General features: G+C 70.4%; 18 protein-coding genes. 13 read left to right on the top strand and 5 right to left on the bottom strand.

Going from position 1 to position 21,355, the window contains the following annotated elements:
• Nucleotides 1-64 precede the first annotated feature (64 nt).
• The gene (locus tag ASF96_RS16140; protein WP_055832800.1) at nt 65-766 is read left to right on the top strand and encodes a GntR family transcriptional regulator; all 702 of its coding nucleotides are present in this window, start codon (nt 65-67) and stop codon (nt 764-766) included.
• Nucleotides 767-925: 159 nt separating this feature from the next.
• On the opposite strand, the gene ASF96_RS16145 is transcribed toward ASF96_RS16140, so the two are convergent.
• From ASF96_RS16145 to ASF96_RS16160, 4 genes are all read right to left on the bottom strand, one after another.
• Complete coding sequence (locus ASF96_RS16145) at nt 926-1,768, bottom strand: HAD family hydrolase (RefSeq protein WP_055940988.1); 843 nt, start codon at nt 1,766-1,768, stop codon at nt 926-928.
• Nucleotides 1,769-1,830: 62 nt separating this feature from the next.
• The gene (locus tag ASF96_RS16150) at nt 1,831-3,246 is read right to left on the bottom strand and encodes a glycoside hydrolase family 1 protein (RefSeq protein ID WP_055832802.1); all 1,416 of its coding nucleotides are present in this window, start codon (nt 3,244-3,246) and stop codon (nt 1,831-1,833) included.
• 19 nt (nt 3,247-3,265) lie between these two features.
• The gene (locus ASF96_RS16155) at nt 3,266-5,125 is read right to left on the bottom strand and encodes a beta-glucoside-specific PTS transporter subunit IIABC (protein ID WP_055940991.1); all 1,860 of its coding nucleotides are present in this window, start codon (nt 5,123-5,125) and stop codon (nt 3,266-3,268) included.
• A gap of 190 nt (nt 5,126-5,315) precedes the next feature.
• Nucleotides 5,316-6,224, bottom strand: a complete 909-nt coding sequence (locus ASF96_RS16160) for a PRD domain-containing protein (RefSeq protein ID WP_055940994.1) — start codon at nt 6,222-6,224, stop codon at nt 5,316-5,318.
• A 263-nt stretch (nt 6,225-6,487) separates the two neighbouring features.
• Between ASF96_RS16160 and ASF96_RS16165 the strand changes: the two genes are divergently transcribed.
• The 11 genes from ASF96_RS16165 to ASF96_RS16215 all read left to right on the top strand — a co-directional run bounded on the left by ASF96_RS16165 (nt 6,488) and on the right by ASF96_RS16215 (nt 19,303).
• Nucleotides 6,488-8,395 carry a beta-glucoside-specific PTS transporter subunit IIABC gene (locus ASF96_RS16165; RefSeq protein ID WP_055940997.1) on the top strand — a complete coding sequence of 636 codons (1,908 nt, stop codon included), beginning with the start codon at nt 6,488-6,490 and terminating at the stop codon, nt 8,393-8,395.
• The gene (locus ASF96_RS16170) at nt 8,382-9,833 is read left to right on the top strand and encodes a glycoside hydrolase family 1 protein (protein WP_055941001.1); all 1,452 of its coding nucleotides are present in this window, start codon (nt 8,382-8,384) and stop codon (nt 9,831-9,833) included. Before ASF96_RS16165 ends, ASF96_RS16170 begins: the two co-directional genes overlap by 14 nt.
• 44 nt (nt 9,834-9,877) lie before the next feature.
• Entirely contained in the window at nt 9,878-10,708 is an 831-nt protein-coding gene (locus ASF96_RS16175) for a PRD domain-containing protein (RefSeq protein ID WP_055941004.1), read from the top strand.
• Between the two features lie 140 nt (nt 10,709-10,848).
• Nucleotides 10,849-12,165 (top strand): 23S rRNA (adenine(2503)-C(2))-methyltransferase RlmN, encoded by a 1,317-nt coding sequence (gene rlmN / locus ASF96_RS16180; RefSeq protein WP_194716732.1) that lies wholly within the window; start codon nt 10,849-10,851, stop codon nt 12,163-12,165.
• Nucleotides 12,166-12,402: 237 nt separating this feature from the next.
• Nucleotides 12,403-13,278, top strand: a complete 876-nt coding sequence (locus tag ASF96_RS16185; protein ID WP_055941047.1) for an ABC transporter ATP-binding protein — start codon at nt 12,403-12,405, stop codon at nt 13,276-13,278.
• Nucleotides 13,275-14,078, top strand: a complete 804-nt coding sequence (locus tag ASF96_RS16190) for an ABC transporter permease (RefSeq protein WP_055832808.1) — start codon at nt 13,275-13,277, stop codon at nt 14,076-14,078. Before ASF96_RS16185 ends, ASF96_RS16190 begins: the two co-directional genes overlap by 4 nt.
• Before the next feature lie 83 nt (nt 14,079-14,161).
• Nucleotides 14,162-15,325 (top strand): sensor histidine kinase, encoded by a 1,164-nt coding sequence (locus tag ASF96_RS16195; RefSeq protein WP_055941007.1) that lies wholly within the window; start codon nt 14,162-14,164, stop codon nt 15,323-15,325.
• Nucleotides 15,322-15,954 (top strand): response regulator, encoded by a 633-nt coding sequence (locus ASF96_RS16200; protein ID WP_235560638.1) that lies wholly within the window; start codon nt 15,322-15,324, stop codon nt 15,952-15,954. Before ASF96_RS16195 ends, ASF96_RS16200 begins: the two co-directional genes overlap by 4 nt.
• Nucleotides 15,955-16,028: 74 nt before the next feature.
• A complete protein-coding gene (locus tag ASF96_RS16205; RefSeq protein ID WP_055832810.1) occupies nt 16,029-17,042 on the top strand; it encodes an aldo/keto reductase family protein in 1,014 nt (337 codons plus the stop codon).
• Nucleotides 17,043-17,165: 123 nt separating this feature from the next.
• Complete coding sequence (locus tag ASF96_RS16210; RefSeq protein WP_055941010.1) at nt 17,166-18,824, top strand: DUF4407 domain-containing protein; 1,659 nt, start codon at nt 17,166-17,168, stop codon at nt 18,822-18,824.
• The gene (locus ASF96_RS16215) at nt 18,824-19,303 is read left to right on the top strand and encodes an NUDIX domain-containing protein (protein ID WP_055941013.1); all 480 of its coding nucleotides are present in this window, start codon (nt 18,824-18,826) and stop codon (nt 19,301-19,303) included. The genes ASF96_RS16210 and ASF96_RS16215 overlap by 1 nt, the downstream gene beginning before the upstream one ends.
• A gap of 350 nt (nt 19,304-19,653) precedes the next feature.
• On the opposite strand, the gene ASF96_RS16220 is transcribed toward ASF96_RS16215, so the two are convergent.
• Entirely contained in the window at nt 19,654-20,628 is a 975-nt protein-coding gene (locus ASF96_RS16220) for a zinc-binding dehydrogenase (RefSeq protein WP_055832813.1), read from the bottom strand.
• Nucleotides 20,629-20,728: 100 nt separating this feature from the next.
• Between ASF96_RS16220 and ASF96_RS16225 the strand changes: the two genes are divergently transcribed.
• Entirely contained in the window at nt 20,729-21,316 is a 588-nt protein-coding gene (locus tag ASF96_RS16225) for a TetR/AcrR family transcriptional regulator (protein ID WP_055941016.1), read from the top strand.
• The last annotated feature ends 39 nt before the right edge of the window (nt 21,317-21,355 follow it).

Here is a 21,355-nt window from a genome sequence, read left to right on the forward strand (position 1 = left end):
TAGCCATGTTTGGAATACCAAACGACGGTTTCCTCCCACGTCCCGCCCCTGTCAGGATGGAGGCGTGGACGACGACATCGACGCGACCGGCCGGCGCATCGCGCACATCCTGCGCGAGCGCATCATCACCGGCGAGATCGACATGGGCGACAAGCTCGGCGAACGCGACATCGCCGAGGAGCTCGGCGTTTCGCGGGTGCCCGTCAGAGAGGCGCTGCACGTGCTCGAGGCCGAGGGGTTCGTGTCGTCGGCCCATCGCCGTGCGGCCGTCGTGCACCGCTTCACGGTCGACGACGCGAGGGAGCTGTTCGACATGCGCATGCACCTCGAGCCCTTCGCCGCGGCGCTCGCCGCGGAGCGCGCCGCCGCGGGCGCCGACACCGCAGCGCTGCGGGCCGCGCTCGACGTGGCGCACGTCGCGTCGGTCGCCGCAGCGTCGGCCTCGTCGCGCAACTCCGATCTGCACGACGAGATCTTCGCCCTCGCCGGTCACGCGCTGCTCTCGCGGATGAGTGGTCTGCTCACGGGGCGCACGCGATGGCTCTTCCGTCTGACGCCCGAACGCGACACCCCCGGTCGATGGGATGAGCACGCCGAGATGGTGGAGGCGATCGTGGGCGGGCACGTCTCGCTCGCGCAGACACTCGCCGCCGCGCACGTCGAGCGGGCCCGCGTGGAGTCGATGCCGGGCCTGGTCGAGCGGCTTCCCCCCGTCGAGCGGGCGGAGCGTCGCCGGCGGTCGCGCCGGGTGACGTCGGGGGCCTGACCGCGCCGAAAGGGCGCCCGCGCTGCCCCACCCGGCTGCGATTAACGCGATCCGCGGGTCCATCTGCATGACCGGTGTGGCGCATGTGCTGTCGCGCGGCGTGTGAGGCGCCGCACGAACCAACGCTCCTGCATGTGGACCGCGTGGGCCCACGACCCGTCAGATCAGGCCCAGCTCCGCGAACGCGTTGTGCACGCCGTCGTCGAGCACGGCGGTGGTCACCCGGCCGGCGAGGCGCTGCAGTTCGGGCACAGCGTTGCCCATCGCGACGGGGGTGCCGACGACCTCGAACATCTCGACGTCGTTCCAGCTGTCGCCGATGCCGATGGCGTCCGTCGCCGACAGGCCCAGTTCGGCGAGCACGTCGGTGATCGCGGAGCCCTTGGTGACGCCGGCCTGGCCGATCTCGCCGTTCGAGCCGCCGGGCAGCGGGATCGAGCCCGGGATGACGTGGAACCCGTCGCCGAGCTCGGCGGCGGCGTGGGCGACGGTGTCGGTCGAGGGGCTGACGAAGACAGCCTTGGCGACGGCGTCGCGGTCGACCTCCGACACCGGTCGGGGCTCGCGCCACAGCGGCTGCTCGGGGGGCAGGCCCTGGGCCTCGAGCTCGGCCGCGCGCTGGGCGTGACGCTCGCGCCGGTACTCGTTCATCACGGCGCCCATGCCGGGGCTGGCGAAGACGCCGCCGTGGGTCTGCAGGAAGTAGTGGATGCCGTGGGCCTCGAAGTACCGCTCGAGGGTGTCGACGTCGGCGCGGGGGAGGGGGCGTTCCACCAGCGTCCGATCGGCCTGGGTCGCATACGCTCCGCCGTTGGTGATCGCGCCGTCGAAGCCGATGGCGAGCACGTCGGGGTGGATGTCGCCGGCGGAGCGGCCGGTACTGAGCCACACGAGGTTCCCGTTCTCTCGCGCCTGTCGGATGGCGGTCGCCGTCGAGGGCGCCATCACCGAACCGTGCTCGAGGATCGTGCCGTCGACGTCGAGGAAGGCGATGCGGGTCATAGATGTACTCCAAGAGGTCGGCCCCGGGCCGTGAGGACCCGGGGCCGATCCGATCAGGGGGGTCAGCGCGTCAGCGACGCGCCATTGGTGCGGATGACGTCGGCGTACCAGCCGAACGACTTCTTCCGGTAGCGATCGAGCGTTCCGGTGCCGTCGTCGTTGCGGTCGACGTAGATGAAACCGTATCGCTTGCTGAGCTGAGCGGTGCTGGCGCTGACGATGTCGATGCAGCCCCACGAGGTGTAGCCGAGCACGTCGACGCCGTCTTCGAGCGCCTCGCCGACCTGCACGAGGTGGTCGTTGAGGTAGGCGATGCGGTAGTCGTCGACGACCGTCTTCTCACCGTCGACCTCGACGAGCTGGTCGCGCGCGCCCAGGCCGTTCTCGACGATGAACAGCGGCTTCTGCCACCGGTCCCAGAACTGGTTCAGCACGAGGCGCAGGCCCACGGGGTCGATCTGCCAGCCCCACTCGCTCGCTTCGAGCGTGGGGTTCGAGACGCCGCCCATGATGTTGCCCTCGCCCTCGGCGCGCTTCGCGGGGTCGGCGGTCTCGGCGATCGACATGTAGTAGCTGAACGAGACGAAGTCGACGGTGTTCGTCAGGTCGTCGCGGTCCTGATCGGTGATGTCGAGCTCGATTCCCTTCTCGCGCAGCGTCCGCAGGAAGTACCCGGGGTACTCGCCGCGGGTGTGCACGTCGCCGTAGACGAGGTTGCCGTGGTCGGCGTCCATGACGGCGCGGGCGTCGTCGGGCGACGGGGTGAGGGGGTAGATCGGCATCGACAGCACCATGCAGCCGACCTTCGCCTCGGGGGCGACCTCGCGGGCGATGCGGGTGGCCCGGGCGGATGCCACGAGCTCGTGGTGCATCGCCTGGTACAGCTGCTGCTCGGGAACGCCGCCCTCGGGGATCGGGATGCCGCCGCTCATGAACGGGGCGTGCAGCAGCGAGTTGATCTCGTTGAACGTCAGCCAGTACTTCACACGCGAGCCGAAGCGCTCGAGGAGCGTGCGGGCGTAGCGCTCGTAGAACCCGATGAGCTCGCGGTTCGTCCAGCCGCCGTAGGCCTCGGCCAGGTGCAGCGGCGTCTCGTAGTGCGAGATCGTCACGAGCGGCTCGATGCCGTGCTTCTCGAGTTCGTCGAGCACGCGGTCGTAGAACGCCAGGCCCTCTTCGTTGGGCTCGGTCTCGTCGCCCTTCGGGAAGATGCGGCTCCACGCGATCGAGAACCGGTAGACGCCGAAGCCCATCTCGGCGAACAGCGCGATGTCCTCCGCGTAGCGGTGGTAGTGGTCGATGCCGATGAGCTTGAGGTTGTCGGGCGTGGGCTGGTCGCTGCGAGGGCCCGAGATGCCGCGGGGCATCACGTCCTGCACCGAGTACCCCTTGCCGTCTGCGTCGTACGCGCCCTCGATCTGGTTCGCGGCGGTCGCGCCGCCCCAGAGGAAGCCGTCGGGGAAGGAAGTGGTCGTCATGGTCTGTGCCTCCAGGGGGTCAGCGGGCGGTGGAGAGGGAGTCGACCGAGATGGCGCGGAACAGCGTCTCGCCGTGCGAGAGGGGTCCGGATGCCACGTCGGCGACGTCGGGATACAGGTCGCCGTTGGTCACGATGACCGGGGTGATCAGGTCGTACCCGGCCTTCTCGATGGCGGCGCCGTCGAATTCGAGCAGCAGGTCGCCGGCCTTCACCTCGGCGCCGGACTGCACCTTCAGGGTGAAGTGCTGGCCGCCGAGCTTGACGGTGTCGAGGCCGACGTGGATCAGCAGCTCCACGCCGTCGACGCCGCGCAGGCCGATCGCGTGACCGGTGGGGAAGGCGGCGACCACGGTGGCGTCGAACGGGGCGTAGACCGCGCCCGAGGTGGGCCGGATCGCGACGCCCTTGCCGAGCGAGCCGTCGGCGAAGGCGGCATCCGGAACCTCGCTGAGGGCGACGACGGTGCCGTCGACGGGGTTCGAGACCTCGGTGTCGGTCGCCGCGGCCGGGGTCGCGGGGGCGGCGGTGTCGACGGGGTCGGCGAAGCCGATGAGCACGACCAGCAGGAACGGGATGACGATCGCGGCGCCGAGGCCGATCGCGAGCATGACCATGTTGCCGTTGCCCAGCAGGGCGGGGAGCGCGAGACCCGAGGGGACGACGAACGCCTTCGAGAAGACCCCGCCCATCGCGATGAGCGCGCCACCGACGGCGCCGCCGACGATGCCGAAGGCGAAGGGGCGCTTGAGTGGCAGGTTGATGCCGTAGATCGCGGGCTCGGTGATGCCGGCGAGGAAGCCCGACAGCGTCGCCGGGGCGGCGAGCGAGCGGAGGCTCTTGTTGCGGGTGCGAACGAGCACACCGGCGACCGCGGCGGCCTGGGCGAGCACGGCGGCGAAGACGGGTCCGATGAGCAGGATCATGCCCGTGGTCTGGTACTCGAGCTGGAAGAGCGGCACGAGGCCCCAGTGCAGGCCGAAGATCACGAAGACCTGCCAGAGGCCGCCCATGATGGCGCCACCGGCCCACGGCACGGTCTGGAACACCCAGCCGATGGCCGAGGCGAGTCCGCCGCCCACGAGCGCCGACAGCGGACCGATGACGACGAAGATCAGCGGCACGGCCACGAGCACGACGAGCATCGGGGTGACGAAGCGACGAATGGCACCGGGCAGCTTCGCGTAGAGGAAACGCTCGGCGTGGCTCTGCAGCCACACGATGATGATGACCGGGATGACGCTCGAGACGTAGCTGACCATCGTCACCGGGATGCCGAAGAACGTCACGTCGGGAACGCCGGTGAGGGCCGTGATCGAGGGGTAGACGAGCGCTCCCGCGATGGCGAGCGAGGTGAACTCGGCGGCCTTGAAGTAGCGGGCCGCGGTGATCGCCAGGGCGAGGGGGAGGAAGTTGATCAGCGCGTCGGAGAGGGCGTTGAGGATCGTGTAGGTGGTGGTCGTGGCATCCATCCACCCGAAGGTGACGGCCGCGGCGAGGAACGCCTTGAGCAGACCGGTGCCGGCCAGCGCCCAGAGGATCGGCGTGAAGATGGCCGAGATCATCGAGATGAATCGGTTGAAGAGGTTGCCCTTCGGGCCCTTCTCGCCGGTGTCGTCGGAGCCCGCGCCGAGCTTCGTCTGCGACTGGATCGCCGCGAACACCTCGGGCACGTCGTTGCCGATGACGACCTGGTACTGCCCGCCCGCCTGGGCGGTGGTGATCACGCCGGGGGTGGCGCGGAGGGCTGCGGCGTTCGCCTTGCTCTCGTCTTTCAGTACGAATCGGAGCCTCGTCGCGCAGTGCACGAGCGAGGTGACGTTGCCTTCTCCGCCGACGCCGGTGAGAACCGCCGCCGCTGTCTTCGCGTAATCCGCCATCGGAATCCGCCTGCCTTTCGCCGCATCCATGCGGCCCGTCGAATGTTCTGTGGCGACGACCCGGATTGTTTTCGGGCAATAAAAAAGACCCGAATCCGTTCATCGCTCGTCAGCGATGTGGATTCAGGTCTTGCCCGCTCGCGCGGTAACAATCCGGAAATCGTCGGCAGGTGTGAACCTGCGTCCGCGACTATAGCACCGGCGCGTCGGGTGCGCCAGAGGTGTCGGCGCGCCCCATGCTCGTCGCCAATCGCTCGACGTGCACGGTCAGGTAGAGCACTTCCTCGTCGGTGAGGGTCGAGCTCGTCGCCGCGAGCACGTAGGCCTTCACAGCCTCGGCGATGCCGAAGGCGCGGGGGTAGCGGTGCTTCGCGAACTCGAAGAACGACGAGTCGCCGCTCGTGAGCATCGAGCGGTCCACGAGGCGCTGCAGCAGGAACCGCACGTGCAGGATGAACCGCGCGTAGTCGGGGCCGGCGGTGTCGAGGGTGACGCCGAGGCCCGTCTCGACCGTGCGCACGACGTGCTGCACGCGCCGGAACAGCAGGGCCGCGGTGCCGTTGGGCTCGTCGCGCGTCGCGTTGAGCAGGTGCATCGTGAGGAACACGCCCTCTTCGGGCGGGAGGCCGCGATCGAGGGATGCCGCGATCGAGGCCGCCATGCGCTCGGCGACACGCGATTCGTCGGGGTGGAGGATCCGCAGCTCGGGCATCGAGGTGACGGGGATGCGGATGCCCTGGTCGAGGCGCTCGATGACGTAGTTGACGTGGTCGATGACGGCGAGCGGCAACCGACGCCCGAGGTCGCGGCCCAGTTCGCGCTCGGCTTCGTCGACCGCGCGCAGCACCGCCTGCACCAGGGCGTATGGCGCGTCGGTGAGGAGCTTCTGCGCGTGTGCGGTGTCGGTGGCCTGGTCGAGCACGAACGTCTTCTCGACCTTGGCGGGGTCGACGTGCCCCTCGTGCTTGAGCTGGAAGCCGATGCCGCGTCCCATGAGCACGCGCTCGCGGCCGTCGGCGTCGATCGCCACGACGACGTTGTTGTTCAGAAGTTTCTGCACGCCGCCGGGCGGGAGGGGGGCATCACCGGCACCGGGCATGGGATGCAGTTTAGAGCGGCGCGTCGCGCGCGAGTCGCCAGAATTCGTCGCCGCGAGGCGGTGCCGGGCGACGAATTCGGGCGACTCACGCGCGGGGCGCCGGGCGGCGGACTCGTGTAGAGTCGCCGACGGACATGTGACTGGTCATGCAGGCAGGATCCGAAAGCAGTGCGAGAGCGCCGCCTTCGGGTCCTTTTTTTGTGCCCGGCGACCGCGGCGCCGACGCCCGGTCGATGTGTCCGTCGATCCAAGGAAGGACGTCGATGACCACCTCAGACAGCGCGCGCAGCATTCTCGAGCACGTCGGTGGAGCCGCCAATGTGGCCGCTCTGCACCACTGCTCGACCCGTCTGCGCTTCACCCTGACCGACGAGACGAAAGCCGACGAGGCGGCGCTGAAGGCGACCCCCGGCGTGATCGGCGTCGTGCGCGGCACCCAGACCCAGGTCATCATCGGCTCGAACGTGGCCGACTACTTCCGCGAGATCGAGAAGGTGCGCGGGGGCGGAACCCGCTCCGCGGCCCGCGTGGATGCCGCGAAGCCGAAGCTCACGTGGAAGGGCGCCGGATCGATCGCGATGGACTTCGTGGTCGGCGTCTTCACCCCGATCATCCCGGCCGTCGCGGGCGCCGGAATCTTCAAGTCGTTCCTGATCCTCGCGGTCGCCCTCGGGTGGCTGCAGACCAGCGACCAGACCTATCAGGTGCTCACCGCGATCCCCGATGCGGTGTTCTTCTTCCTGCCCCTGCTCGTGACCTACACCGCGGCGAAGAAGCTCGACACCAACATCCCGCTGGCCCTCGGCATCGTCGGACTGCTCGTCTTCCCGACCTTCGCGGGTCTGCTGACGCAGGAAGGCGGCGTCGCCCTCTTCGGCATCGCCGTCCCCGCCATCGCCTACAACGCCCAGGTCTTCCCCCCGATCCTGGCCGTGCTGCTGCTCGCCGTCGTCGAGCGCTTCGCCCGCCGCATCAGCCCGAGCGTCATCAGCACGTTCCTCGTGCCGCTGATCTGCTTCGTCGTGGTCGCCCCGGCCATGATCTTCCTGCTCGGCCCGCTCGGGTTCTGGCTCGGCTCGCTCCTGACCGGCGCGATGCTGTGGCTGTACGGCACCCTCGGCTGGGTGGCCGTCGCCCTCATGGCCGCAGCCCTGCCCTTCATCGTCTCGGTCGGCATGCACAAGGCCTTCATCCCGCCCACCGTGGCCACGATGGCCGCGAGCGGTCGCGAGAGCTTCTACCTCGTCGCCTCGCTCGCCCACAACCTCGCCGAGTCGGGCTCGAGCCTCGCCATCGCCGTACGCACGAAGAACAAGACGCTGCGCGGCACCGCCATCTCGTCGGGCATCTCGGCGTTCTTCGGCATCACGGAGCCCGCGCTGTACGGCGTGACGCTGCAGAACCGCCGCGCGATCATCTCGGTCGTCATCGGATCGTTCGTGGGCGGCGCGTACCTCGGCATCGCGGCCATCTCGGCCTTCGCCCTGGTGAGCCCGGGAGCGGCGAGCATCTCGATGTTCATCGACATGGCCAACCCCTGGAACCTGCTGCACGCCGTCATCGGCGCCCTCGTGGCGATGATCGTGTCGTTCGCGGTGTCGCTGGTGATCTGGAAGGACTCCGACTCCGCCACGGTGCGCCTGCTCGACGAGCAGGCGGGGGTCGCAGCGCCCGCAGCCGACGCCGGCCCGGTCTCGAACGCCGGGATCATCGCCCCGATGACCGGCGAGGTCGTTCCGCTCGATCAGGTCGACGACCCGGTGTTCTCGGGCGGCATCCTCGGACCGGGCGTGGCCATCCGCCCCACCGACGGCGAGGTGCGCGCGCCCATCACCGGCACCGTGTCGAGCCTGCTGCCCTCGCGCCACGCCCTCGGCATCCTCGGCGACGACGGCCTCGAAGTGCTCGTGCACGTGGGCCTGGACACCGTGCGCCTCGAAGGCGTCCCCTTCACCGCCCTCATCGCGCAGGGCGATCATGTGACCGCGGGCCAGCCCGTGCTCATAGCCGACCTCGCGGCCATCGAAGCCGCGGGCCTCGACATCACGACGCCCGTCGTCGTGCTCAACGGCGACGCCTACGACGTCGCCCCCCTCGTGACCGGACGCGTCGCCGCGGGCGCCGCGCTCCTGTCGACCGAAGAGAAGGAGACCGCGAATGGGATTGCCTGACGGATTCCTCTGGGGCGGCGCCCTCGCCGCCAATCAGGCCGAAGGTGCCTGGAACGAAGGGGGTCGCGGTCCCGCGGTCTCCGACGTGGCGAAATACCGGCCCCACGTCGACCCGCGTGAGTACGCGGTGCACCACCAGCACACGCTGGAGAGCATCCGCGAGGCCATGGCCGACGACGACATCGCGTACTACCCGAAGCGCCGGGGCATCGATTTCTACCACCGGTACCGCGACGACCTGGCGCTGTTCGCCGAGATGGGCTTCTCGGTGCTGCGCGTGTCGATCGCGTGGTCGCGCCTGTACCCGACCGGCGAAGAGCTCGAACCGAACGAGGAGGGCATCGCCTTCTACCTCGACCTGTTCACGGAGATGCGCCGTCTCGGCATCCGTCCGCTCGTGACGCTGTCGCACTACGACCCGCCGCTCGCCCTCGCGCTGAAGAACAACGCGTGGGTCGACCGGAGCACGATCGCGCTGTTCGAGCGCTTCTCACGCACGTGCTTCGAGCGCTTCGGCCACCTCGTCGACCTGTGGCTGTCGTTCAACGAGATCGACGGCATCATCCGGCACCCGTTCACCTCGGGCGGCATCATCGACGAGACCGTCGAGGGGTCGCTGGAGCAGGCCTGCTACACCGCCCTGCACCACCAGTTCGTCGCGTCGGCGTCGGTCACCCGCATGCTGCACGAGATGTGGCCCGCGTCGGAGATGGGGTGCATGCTCACCATGCTCACCACCTACCCGAACACCTGTCACCCCGACGACGTCGCCGCCACCCAGGCGAAGGAGCGCATGCTCTACCTCTGCACCGACGTGCAGGCCGGCGGCGCCTACCCGCGCCTCGCGCTGAACGCGCTGGAGCGGCAGGGTGTCGTCATCCCCTTCGAGGACGGCGACGTCGAGCTGCTGCGCGACCACCCGGTCGACTACATCTCGTTCTCGTACTACATGACCCTCACCGAGTCGGTGCGTCCGGATGCCGAGCGCACGCCCGGCAACACGGTGCTGGGCGTGAAGAACCCGTACCTCGCCTCGAGCGAGTGGGGCTGGCAGATCGATCCGGTGGGGCTCCGCATCGCGCTCATCGACCTCTACGACCGCTACGGCAAGCCGCTGTTCATCGTCGAGAACGGTCTGGGCATGCGCGACGAGCTGACCGACGACGGGCGCATCCACGACCCGTACCGCATCGACTACTTCCGCTCGCACTTCGCGGAGATGATCCGCGCCGTCGACGAGGGCGTGGACCTGCGCGGCTACACGAGCTGGGCCCCGATCGACATCATCAGCGCCTCGTCGTCGCAGATCTCGAAGAGGTACGGTTTCATCCACGTCGATCAGGACGACCTCGGCAACGGGACCGGGGAGCGGCGCCGCAAGGACTCGTTCTTCTGGTACCAGAAGGTCATCTCCTCGAACGGGGCCGACCTGGGGTGACCGCCGCACTCGATGCGCGTTCCCCGGGGTCGACGGAGACACCCATGCAGATCATCAAGAAGGTGCTGAACTCCAGCGTCGTGCTCGTCGAGGACGAGCGCGGCGTGGAGCGCGTGCTGCTGGGCAAGGGCATCGGTTTCGGCGCGAAGCAGGGCGACAGCGTCGCCCCCGAGGCGACCGATCGGGTCTTCGTCGCCCTCGACGACGCCGACCAGCGCAACCTCGTCGAGCTGCTGGCGCAGATTCCGGGGGAGTTCGTCGAGCTCACCCGGGCCATCGTGCTGGATGCCGAGAACTCCGGCATCCAGCTCGATGCGCACATCTACCTGACCCTCACCGATCACCTGCACTTCGCCGTGGAACGTCATCGGCGGGGGCTGCAGGTGACCAACCGCCTGGCGTGGGAGGTGCGGACGGTCTACCCCGGCGAGTACGAGGTGGGCCTTCGGGCGCTGGCGCTGCTGCGCGAGCGCACCGGCGTCGCCCTGCCCGACGAGGAGGCCGCCAACATCGCCTTCCATCTCGTCAACTCCGAGGTGGGGCGTCCGGCTGTCGACTCGATCCGCGTGGTGGGGCTGGTGTCGGACATCACCACGATCGTCACGCACTCCGGGGGCGTGGCGCTCGACGGCGACGATCTGCACACCCGGCGGTTCCTCACCCACCTGCAGTTCTTCGCCGAACGGTTGTTCTCGGGCCGCCTGGCCGGGCAGGACGACGACCTGCTCTTCGCGACCATGACGCAGAAGCACCCGCGGGCGGTCGCCACGGCCGAGCGCGTGCGCGCCTTCGTGCGCAAGGAGCACGAGGTGGAGATCTCCGACGAGGAGGTCGGTTACCTCGCTCTGCACATCGCGCGGGCGCAATCCGCCTGAGCACCCCCGCTGCGCTGCTGCGTGAGTCGCCGGAATTCGTCGCCCGGTGAGGGTCCGCTGCGACGATTCCTGGCGACTCACGCGGCTCTCGGGCGGGGGCGTCCAGCCGCGGTGCAGGCGCGCCGGGTAACCTGGAAACCATGACCGATCAGCCCCCCGTGCGCTCCACCACGCCCCGGCAGGTGCGCCCCGAGGGGGCCCCGGCGAACACCGGCATCCGCGAGACGCGCCCCGCGCCGTCGACGCGCGTCCGCCAGGTGCGCCCCGCGACCGAGGGATGGAAGCAGGCGACAGACGAGACCGGTCGTCCGCTGCTGCAGTTCGCCAGCCCGAAGCGCGGCAAGCCCCCCGTGCACCTCGCCGACCTCACCCCCGCGGAGCGGGTCGAGAAGGCCAAGGAGCTGGGCCTGCCCGGCTTCCGCGCGAAGCAGCTCGAGAAGCACTACTTCACGCACTACACGTCGGACCCCGCCGACATGACCGACCTGCCGGCATCCGGTCGCGAAGAGCTCGTCGCGGGAATGCTGCCGCCGCTGCTCACCGAGGTGCGCCGGCTCGAGACCGACCGCGGCGACACGATCAAGTTCCTCTGGAAGCTGCACGACGGCGCGCTCGTCGAGTCGGTGCTCATGCGCTACCCCGGCCGCATCACGCTCTGCGTGTCGAGCCAGGCCGGGTGCGGCATGAACTGCCCCTTCTGCGCCACCGGTCAGGCGGGTCTGACCCGCAACATGTCGGCGGCCGAGATCATCGAGCAGATCGTCCGCGCCAACGCCCTCATCGCCGCCGGCGGACTGGGTGGCAAGAAGCACGACGACCACTCGCTCGACCGCGTCAGCAACATCGTCTTCATGGGCATGGGGGAGCCGCTCGCCAACTACGCGCGGGTCATGCAGGCCGTGCGCGTGATGGTCGACAAGGACCACGGCCTGGGCATGAGCGCCCGCGGCATCACCGTCTCGACCGTCGGACTCGTGCCCGCGATCAAGAAGCTCGCCGACGAAGACATCCCGGTGACGTTCGCCCTGTCGCTGCACGCTCCCGACGACCACCTGCGCGACGAGCTCATCCCGGTGAACTCCAAGTGGAAGGTCGACGAGGCCCTGGATGCCGCGCGCAACTACTTCGACAAGACCGGCCGCCGTGTCTCGATCGAGTACGCCCTGATCAAGGACATGAACGACCACGCCTGGCGCGCCGACCTTCTTGCCGAGAAGCTCAACGCCCGAGGTCGCGGCTGGGTGCACGTGAACCCGATCCCGTTGAACCCGACTCCGGGGTCGATCTGGACGGCATCCGAGGTGCCCGTGCAGAACGAGTTCGTGCGCCGGTTGAACGACGCGGGCATTCCGACGACCCTCCGCGACACCCGCGGTAAAGAGATCGACGGCGCCTGCGGTCAGCTCGTGGCGACCGAAGACGACGCGGTGGCCGCCGCGGCGACGCCCGTCGGCTGACGCCCGCCGGTCCGTTCGGCGGCTTACGCCCGCCCGTGCGTTCGGCGGTGCCCGTCGAGCGCTCTCGCCGCCCCGGGCATAAACGCTCCTCCTGCGCAGAAACGCGCTCGCTGAGCGTTCATGCGCAGGATCGGCGTTTCTGCGTGGGGGTGGCGGCCGCGCGTCCACCGATCGGTGGATGCCGAGTCCACCGGTCCGTCGTTCCCGGCCGGGGCCGCGCGCGGTCAGACTGAGGGCATGAGCGAACACGTCGTGCGGGTGCAGAACCTGCGCAAGACCTACCGCGGAGGCGTCGAAGCGCTGCGCGGAGTCTCTTTCGACATCCGACGAGGCGAGACGTTCGCGGTGCTCGGCCCCAACGGCGCCGGCAAGAGCACCGTCATCGAGATCCTCGAGGGCTACCGCGACCGCACGAGCGGTGAGGTGAGCGTGCTCGGCGTCGACCCGCACCGCGGGGGCCTCGACTGGAAGGCGCGACTCGGCATCGTCCTGCAGAACACCGGCGAGGCGCCGACCGCGACCGTGCGGGAGCTCCTCGCCCACTTCGCCTCGTTCTACCCGCGCCCGCGGGACGTCGACGAGGTCATCGCCGCGGTCGGTCTCACCGAGAAGGCCACGGTCAGCGTGCGCAAGCTCTCGGGTGGGCAGCGTCGCCGCGTCGACGTGGCGCTGGGGATCATCGGTCGCCCCGAGCTGCTGTTCCTCGACGAGCCCACCACGGGCTTCGATCCCGAGGTGCGGCGGCAGTTCTGGGACCTCATCCGCCTGCTCCAGGCCGAGGGCACCACCATCCTGCTCACGACCCACTACCTCGACGAGGCCGCCGAGCTCTCGGAGCGCGCGGCGATCATCGTGGCCGGGCAGGTGGCATCCGTGGGCCGCATCGACGAACTCGGCGGACCCGACGCCCGCGTGCCGTTCGTGCGGTGGCGCGAGGGCGGGGTGACGCGCGAGCAGCGCACCGACGACCCGGGCGCGTTCGTCGCGGCCCTCTACGCCCGAGCCGGCGAACCCGAGCGGCTCGAGGTCGTGCGGCCGAGCCTCGAAGACGTGTACCTGTCGTTCCTCGGTGCCGATGAGCGCCGCACCGCGGCTGCGGGGGGTGCCGCGTGAGCCGGGTCCTGCGGCTCGGTGCCGCACGCGTGGGGTTCGAGGTGCGCGCGTACTTCCGCCAGGGCGATTCGGTGTTCTTCACCTTCCTGTTCCCCGTGATGATCCTGCTCATCTTCGCCGTCGCGTTCGACGCGCAGACCTTCGGTCCCCCGGGCGCCGAGGTGAAGGCCGCGCAGTTCTACCTGCCCGCCATGCTCGCCGCGGGCGTGCTGCTGTCGGGTCTGCAGAACATGTCGATCGACATCGCGATGGAACGCAGCGACGGCACCCTCAAGCGCCTCGGTGGCACTCCGCTCAGCCCCGTGTCGTACTTCATCGGCAAGCTCGGGCAGGTGCTGGTGACCGGCTTTCTGCAGTCGGTGCTGCTGATCGTCGTCGCGGCGGTCTTCTTCGGCGTGCCGCTGCCCACCGAACCGGAGCGCTGGCTGACCTTCGCGTGGGTGTTCCTGCTGGGCGTCACCACCTGCGCGATCCTCGGCATCGGGCTCTCGGCCCTCCCGCGCACCGGTCGCAGCGCCACGGGCGTCGTCATCCCGATCGTGCTGCTGCTGCAGTTCATCTCGGGGGTCTACATCAACTTCGCCGCCCTGCCGGAGTGGCTGCAGAACGTGGCGAGCGTGTTCCCGCTGAAGTGGCTGGCGCAGGGCTTCCGCTCGGTCTTCCTGCCCGAGGGCTTCGCCGCGGCCGAGCCGTCGGGGTCGTGGGAGCACCCGCTGATCCTGCTCGTGACGGGACTCTGGCTCGTCGTGGGGCTCGCGGTGGTGCGGGCGACGTTCCGATGGATCCGGAAAGACGCGTGAGGGGCGCGGGAACCGTCGCCTCCGGTGGCGCCGTAGCGACTGGGACCGATGGCCCGCACGGGGAGCGGGAGCGGGCGGATGCCGTGGCCTCGGCCGTGCGCGGATGGACCCTGGTCTACGGCATCGCGGGTGCCGTGGGCATCGCGATCGCCCTCGTGGCCGGGGTTGTCGGGGCGGTCCCCTGGGGGCCGGCGCTCGTGGCGCTGGGAGCCGTCGTCGTGCACGCCGCGCTCGTGCTCGTCGCCCTCCCTCGCGTGCTGAGCGAGCAGGGAGCGCCACGGGTCGCCACGGGGCTGGCGGTGTCGACGCTGCTGCTGCTGCCCCTGGCCATCGCGTGCGTGCCGTGGATCGCGATGCTGCAGTTCGCGGCGTACCCCCTGCTCTGGGTGATCTGGTCGCGCCGGCGCGCGGCGATCGCCTGGACCGCCCTGTCGAGCGTGCTCGTGCTCGTCGCGCTGGCCTGGGGCGGCGACGGCGACGCGTGGGAGCGCGCCGCGATCATCCAGGCGACGTCGTTCGCCGGCAACATCGGCCTCGGTCTGTGGTTCACCGCCGTCTACCGGCACGCAGCCGAGACCCAGGGCCTGCTCGATCGACTCACCGCCGCGCAGGACGAACTCGCCGCCTTGCACCGCGATACGGGCGTCGTCGAAGAGCGTGGACGTCTGGCCGCCGAACTCCACGACACCATCTCGCAGACGCTGGCGGGGACGGTGCTGCTGGTTCAGCGCTCGCGCCGGGAGCTCGCGGCGGGCGTCTTGGCCGACTCCACCCTCGGCCTGGTCGAAGAGGCCGCGCGCGAGGCCCTCACCGAGACGCGCACCCTCGTCGCGGGCGGGGCGCCCGTGTCGCACGGCGAGGGGCTGGTCGCCGCCCTGACGGTGCTCGTCGATCGCCTCGGCCGAGAATCGGGTCTGCGCATCGACCTGCGCGCCGACGCCGTCACGGGCCTCGACCGCGAGAGCGAGGTCGCGCTGCTGCGGTGCGCCCAGGAGGGCCTGTCGAACGCCCGCCGGCACTCGGGCGCACGACGTGTCGAGGTGACGCTGACCGAGCTCGACGACGGCGTGGAACTGCGCATCGCCGACGACGGCGCCGGCTTCGACCCCGCCGCCCGGGCGCAGGGGTTCGGGCTCGAGGGGCTCCGCGCGCGGCTCGGGCACCTCGACGGTGACCTGCTGATCGACGGCAGCCCCGGGGCCACGGTGCTCACGGCCCGCGTTCCGCGCTCGGCGGTGCGCGCGTGACCGGCCGTGTGATCCGCGTGGTGGTCGTCGACGATCATCCGATCGTGCGGGCCGGGCTCACCGGCATCCTGGATGCCGCCGACGACATGTGCGTGGTGGGCGTGGCCGCCGACGGGATCGAGGCGGTGACCGTCGTGGAGCGCGAACGCCCCGACGTGGTGCTGATGGACATGCGGATGCCGCGCCGCGACGGCGATGAGGCGACGGCGATGCTGCGCGAGAGCGTGCCGACGGCGCGGATCATCGTGCTGACGACCTACGAGAGCGACGACGTCATCGTGCGGGCCATCGCCGCCGGGGCGAGCGGGTACCTGCTGAAAGCCGCGCCCGAGCAGGAGCTGCGGGCGGGGATCCGCGCCGTGGCCGCCGGCGAGGTGGCCCTCGCGCCGAGTGTGGCGCGCGTGCTCGTCGCGCAGACCGGGCGACCCGCCGAGAGACCTGCGCTCACCGCCCGCGAGGTCGAGGTGCTCGGTCACGTCGCGCAGGGACTCAGCAACCGCGAGATCGGGGTGCGCCTGCACCTCGGCGAGGCCACGGTCAAGACGCACCTGCTGAAGGCGTTCGCCAAGCTCGACGTCGCCGACCGCACCCGCGCCGTCACGCGGGCGATGGAGCTCGGCATCCTGTGACGCGGTGCGCGCGGCCGATTTCGCCACCAGGGGATTCGGGCCCCGGTGTCGGAGGCCGCGGCTAGCGTGGAGTGATGGTCGGTTATCGCTATCTCGGAAACAGTGGATTCAAGATCTCGGAGATCACCCTCGGCAACTGGGTGACGCACGGGTCGCAGGTCGCAGACGATGCGGCCATCAAGACGGTGCACGCCGCGCTCGACGCGGGCATCACGACGTTCGACACCGCCGACGGCTACGCCAACGGAGCGGCCGAGACGGTTCTCGGAAAGGCCCTCGAGGGCCAGCGGCGCGAGTCGCTCGAGATCTTCACGAAGGTGTACTTCCCCACCGGTCCCGCGGGTCCGAACGACACCGGGCTCAGCCGCAAGCACATCATGGACTCCATCAACGGGTCGCTGAAGCGCCTCGGCACCGACTACGTCGACCTGTACCAGGCCCACCGGTTCGACTACGAGACCCCGCTCGAAGAGACCTTCCAGGCCTTCGCCGACGTGGTGCGGCAGGGTAAGGCCCTCTACATCGGTGTGTCCGAGTGGACCGCCGAGCAGCTGCGCGAGGGACACGCGCTGGCGAAGCAGCTCGGCATCCAGCTCATCTCGAACCAGCCGCAGTACTCCATGCTGTGGCGCGTGATCGAGGGCAAGGTGGTTCCCGCCAGCGAAGAGCTCGGCATCTCGCAGATCGTCTGGTCGCCCATGGCGCAGGGCGTGCTGAGCGGCAAGTACCTGCCGGGCCAGCCGGCGCCCGAGGGCTCGCGCGCGACCGACGAGAAGAGCGGCGCCACCTTCATCAAGCGCTTCTTGAACGACGACACGCTCGAGGCCGTGCAGCGCCTCAAGCCCATCGCCGACGAGGCCGGGCTCGCCATGCCGCAGCTCGCGATCGCGTGGGTGCTGCAGAACCCCAACATCGCCGCGGCCCTGGTGGGAGCCTCCCGTCCCGAGCAGCTCGCCGACACGGTCAAGGCGTCGGGCGTCACCCTCGACGCCGACACGCTCGCCGCCATCGACGCGGCGCTCGGCGACGAGGTGTTCTCCGACCCCGAGAACACGTACGAGGTCTCGCCGAAGCAACGCCTGGTCTGACGACCGTACGGGCGGGTCGGGCGTTCGCGTCCGGCCCGCCCGACTCATTCCGGGGCTGTGAGACCCGCGCGCGCCCCCGTCCTCGCTCATCTGATCGACAGGAACGCGTTTTACCCTCATCGAATGTCCTTTTCCGATCCACGACCCGGCCGCTTCGGCTCCGGCGGTCGCATCGAGTTCACGACGGACGAGGAACGCGCGCAGTACCTCGACGACATCCTCGCCGCGCAGACCGCGGCGGCCCGTCCCGCGCCGCACGACCACACGTCCGAGCCGTGGGGAGCCCCGCCCGCCGACGACGACCCGACGCTCCCGATCGAGCGCCGCCCCGCCGAGCCGCGTGGGGCCGATCGCGCCGGCGCCGAGAGCGAGACCACCCCGCTCCCGGCCGCAGACGCCGGCGCCGACGAGACGGTCGTGCTCGATCGCGAGGCCGACGCGGTGCCCGCAGCGCACGGCGAGCCCGCAGCGCACGACGAGCCCGACGCCGTCGCCGCCCCGGTGGCATCCGATCCCCGCCCGCCGCGCCTGCGCCGACACGACCCGCGGCGCCCGCGCCTGTCGCTCGTGCGACGGATGGCGGTGCTCGGCGGGGCCGACAACGACGTGCTCGACGAGGTTCCCGAAGAGGTGCCGCGCTTCGTGCAGATGTTCCTGGTGCTCGCGGGAACGGCGCTCGTCTCGTCGCTGTCGATGATGTTCGCCCTACTCACCGGGGTGCGCGTCAGCATCTTCCTCGCGATCCCGCTGGCCCTGATCTGGGGCCTCATCATCTACAACCTCGACCGTTTCCTCACCTCGACGATGCGCTCGACGAAGAACGTCTTCCGCCTGCTCGGCCTCGCGTTCCCCCGCATCATCATGGCGGCGCTCATCGGCATCGTCGTCGCCGAGCCGCTCGTGCTGCAGGTGTTCCAGAACGACATCGCCCGTGAGGTGAACTCCACGAACGTCACCCAGGCGTTGACCGATCAGGATGCCGTGACCAGCGGTCCCGAGAAGCAGGCCCTCGACGCCGCGAGCGCCCAGGTGTCGGCCCTCGAGAACCAGGCGGCCACCGGCATCGTCAGCGGAACCTCGTCGACGTCGGCCGAGTCGGCCGCGGCGCAGCAGACCGTCGACCAGCTCACCCAGCAGCTCGCCGCTCAGCAGAGCGTCATCGACCAGGCGCGCGCGGTGTACCAGTGCGAGCTCACCGGCCAGGGCGCGGGCACCGTGCCCGGTTGCACCGGTCTCGCCGGCACCGGCGCGAGCTCCGAGGCCGCCCAAGCCCAGCTCGCCCAGGCGCAGTCGTCGTACGACGCGCTGTCGACGCAGCTGCAGCAGGCGCAGTCCACCCTCGCCGCCGCCAACACCTCGGGCGCCGAGGCTGCGGCATCGTCGGCCGACCAGAACAAGCAGCAGGCCGAAGACCAGCTGCCCGCTGCCCGCACCCAGTACGAGTCGGCGTTGGCCGCGTACAACGCGCGCGCGTCGTCGATCGCCGACGGCAATGCGGGCGCCGTCGGACTGCTCAGCCAGATCACGGCCCTCGAGCGCCTGTCGGACCGCGAGCCCGCCCTGCGCTGGGCGCACTACCTGATCGCGGCGTTGTTCTTCATGATCGAGCTGCTCCCGGTGCTCGTGAAGGTGCTCACCGGCTTCGGCGGTCCGTCGCTGTACGAGAAGGCCGAGAAGATGCGCGGGCAGATCGCCCTCGACCGCGTCACCGCCCGTACGTTCCGCAAACGGGCCGACGTGATCGCCGACGAGGCCGCCCGCGTGCCGGTGGCGACGGCCTGATGGTCGCCTGGAGCGCGGGACTGCTGCTGTACCGGCTGACCCCCGCGCCCGAGGTGCTCGTCGCGCACATGGGCGGGCCCTTCTGGGCGAAGAAGGACGCGGGTGCGTGGTCGATCCCCAAGGGGGAGTTCGACCCCGAGACCGAGGGCGCTCTGGATGCCGCCCACCGCGAGTTCCGCGAGGAGCTCGGCGTCGAACCGCCCGCGACGCCGTGGGCCGAGCTCGGCACGTTCGCGTACTCGTCGGGGAAGAAGGTCGTCGTCTTCGCGGGAGACGGCGCCGGGTTCACGGCATCCGGCTTCACGTTCGGCACCTTCGAGATGGTCTGGCCACCGCGCTCGGGAAGAACGGCCGCGTTCCCCGAGGTCGACCGCGTCGAATGGATGGGCCTGGATGCCGCCCGCGACGCCCTCGTGAAGGGCCAACGTCCCGCGATCGACGCGCTGGCCGCGGCGCTGGAGGCTTCGCGCGGCGCGTGAGGCGTCTCGCCGCCGCCCGGGCGGGCAAGAACCGTTGAGTGTCCAGGACACGCCGTGTCCTCGGTGCGYGGTGCGGCGTGTTCTGGACACTCAACGTCGGGTTTGGGCGGCGTGGGGGCGGGCGCGGGCTCGRCSGCGTATTTGGGCGCGGGCGTGGGGGCGTGGGGGGTGGGGCGTCTCGCCGCCGYYCGGGCGGGCAAGAACCGTTGAGTGTCCASGACACGCCGCGCCCCCGGTGCGCGCTGCGGCGTGTCCTGGACACTCAACGTCGGGTGGGGGCGCGGGGCGCGGGGCGCGCGGCGGGCGCGCCGCGGTGCCCCCGCGACGGCGGGCACCGCGGCGCTACCGGGTCACGGGCGCAGCAGCACCTTTCCCACGCGCGGGGCGTCGCTCGCGGTGACGGCTTCGACGATGTCGTCGAGGCCGAAGGTGGCGGCGACGGGGAGCGTCAGGGTGCCGTCGGCGAGGTAGCGCGACAGTTCGCCGAACAGGGCGCCGCGGGTCTCGGCATCCATCGTCTTGCTGACGACGCTGCCCCAGAAGCCCTTCACGGTGGCCTGGCGGAAGATGAGGTCGCCGGCGCCGAGCTCGAGCGTGCCCGCGCCCATCGAGCCGAAGATCACGAGGGTGCCGTTCTCGCTGAGCAGCGACAGCACCTGGCCCGCGGCGGATCCGCCGACGGAGTCGACGCCCGCGACGACCTTTCCGTCACCGACGAGGGCGAGGGCCTTGTCGCGCCAGTCGTCGGTGTCGGTCGACACGACGTTGTCGATGCCCTGCTCGGCGAGTTCGTCGACGGCGCTCTGGCGACGCACGAGACCGACGACGTTGACGCCGCGCGCCCGGGCGATCTGCGCGACCATGCGGCCGACGGCGCCGTTGGCGGTGTTCTGCACGATCCAGTCGCCGGGCTTCAGGTCGAGCGAGTGCAGCAGGCTGATGGCGCTGAAGGGCATCGAAACGAGCTGCGAGGCGACCTCGTCGGACAGACCCTCGGCGACGGGGATGAGCCCGGCGGCCTGGGCGACGACCTGCTCGGCCCATACGCCGAAGGTGCCGCCGGTGGCGACGCGCTGACCGACGGTCAGGCCCTCGACGCCCTCGCCGAGCTCTTCGATCACGCCGACGGCTTCGGTGCCGGCGCGCGCGGGCAGCTCGGGCTTGAAGCCGTAGGTGCCGCGGATGGTCCACAGGTCGTGGTTGTGAATGGGCGACAGGAGCACGCGCAGGCGCACCTGGCCGGGGCCGGGGGTCGGGTTCTCGACCTCTTCGACGCCGACGACGTCGGCCGGCTCGCCGAACTCGTGGTGGATGACTGCGCGCATGATTCCTCCTGTGGTTATTTTGTAACGACCGGTCTAATATAGACCTCGGGTCTGAGACCGCAACCCGGGAGTTCGTGAGCGGCGCGAGAGAAGGACACCCATGGGCAGGATGCCGAGCTTCGAGCGCTCCGTCGTGATCGACGCCGCGCGCGACGTGTTCTGGCGGCGCGGCTACGCCGAGGCGGGCATCGCCGAGCTCGAGGAGGCGACCGGCCTCACCCGCTCGAGCATGTACCACGCCTTCGGCAGCAAACGCGGTCTGTTCGATGCCGTGCTCGCGGGCTATCTCGACGACGTCGTGCGCACGCGCCTGCGCCCCCTGGGCGGGGGAGACCCCGGCGCCCTCGAGGCGTACGTCGACGAGATGCGCGCGGCGATCGAGGCCGACACCCCGCGCGCTCGACTCGGCTGCCTGCTGCTCAACGCCGGGTCGTCGCCGCTCGCCACCGACGACGCCGAGGTGCGCACCCTCGTGTCGGACTACGCGGCCGAGATGCGCACCGCCATCCGCGCGGCGGTCGCCGATCGTCGCCCGGATCTGGCCCCGGATGCCGTGGACGCCCTCGCGGCGGTCTGCGCCTCGCTCGTGGTGGCCGGGCTCACCCTCGCGCGCGCCGACCGTGACGCGTCGCTGGCGACCCTGGCATCCATTCCGACGACCCTGGAGTGGTGGCAACGAAGCGCGTGAGTCGCCGAAGATCGTCGCTCGCGCGACCACCTCAGCGAC

Origin of the sequence: Microbacterium sp. Leaf179, from assembly GCF_001423785.1 — a bacterium.
Lineage (GTDB): Bacteria > Actinomycetota > Actinomycetes > Actinomycetales > Microbacteriaceae > Microbacterium.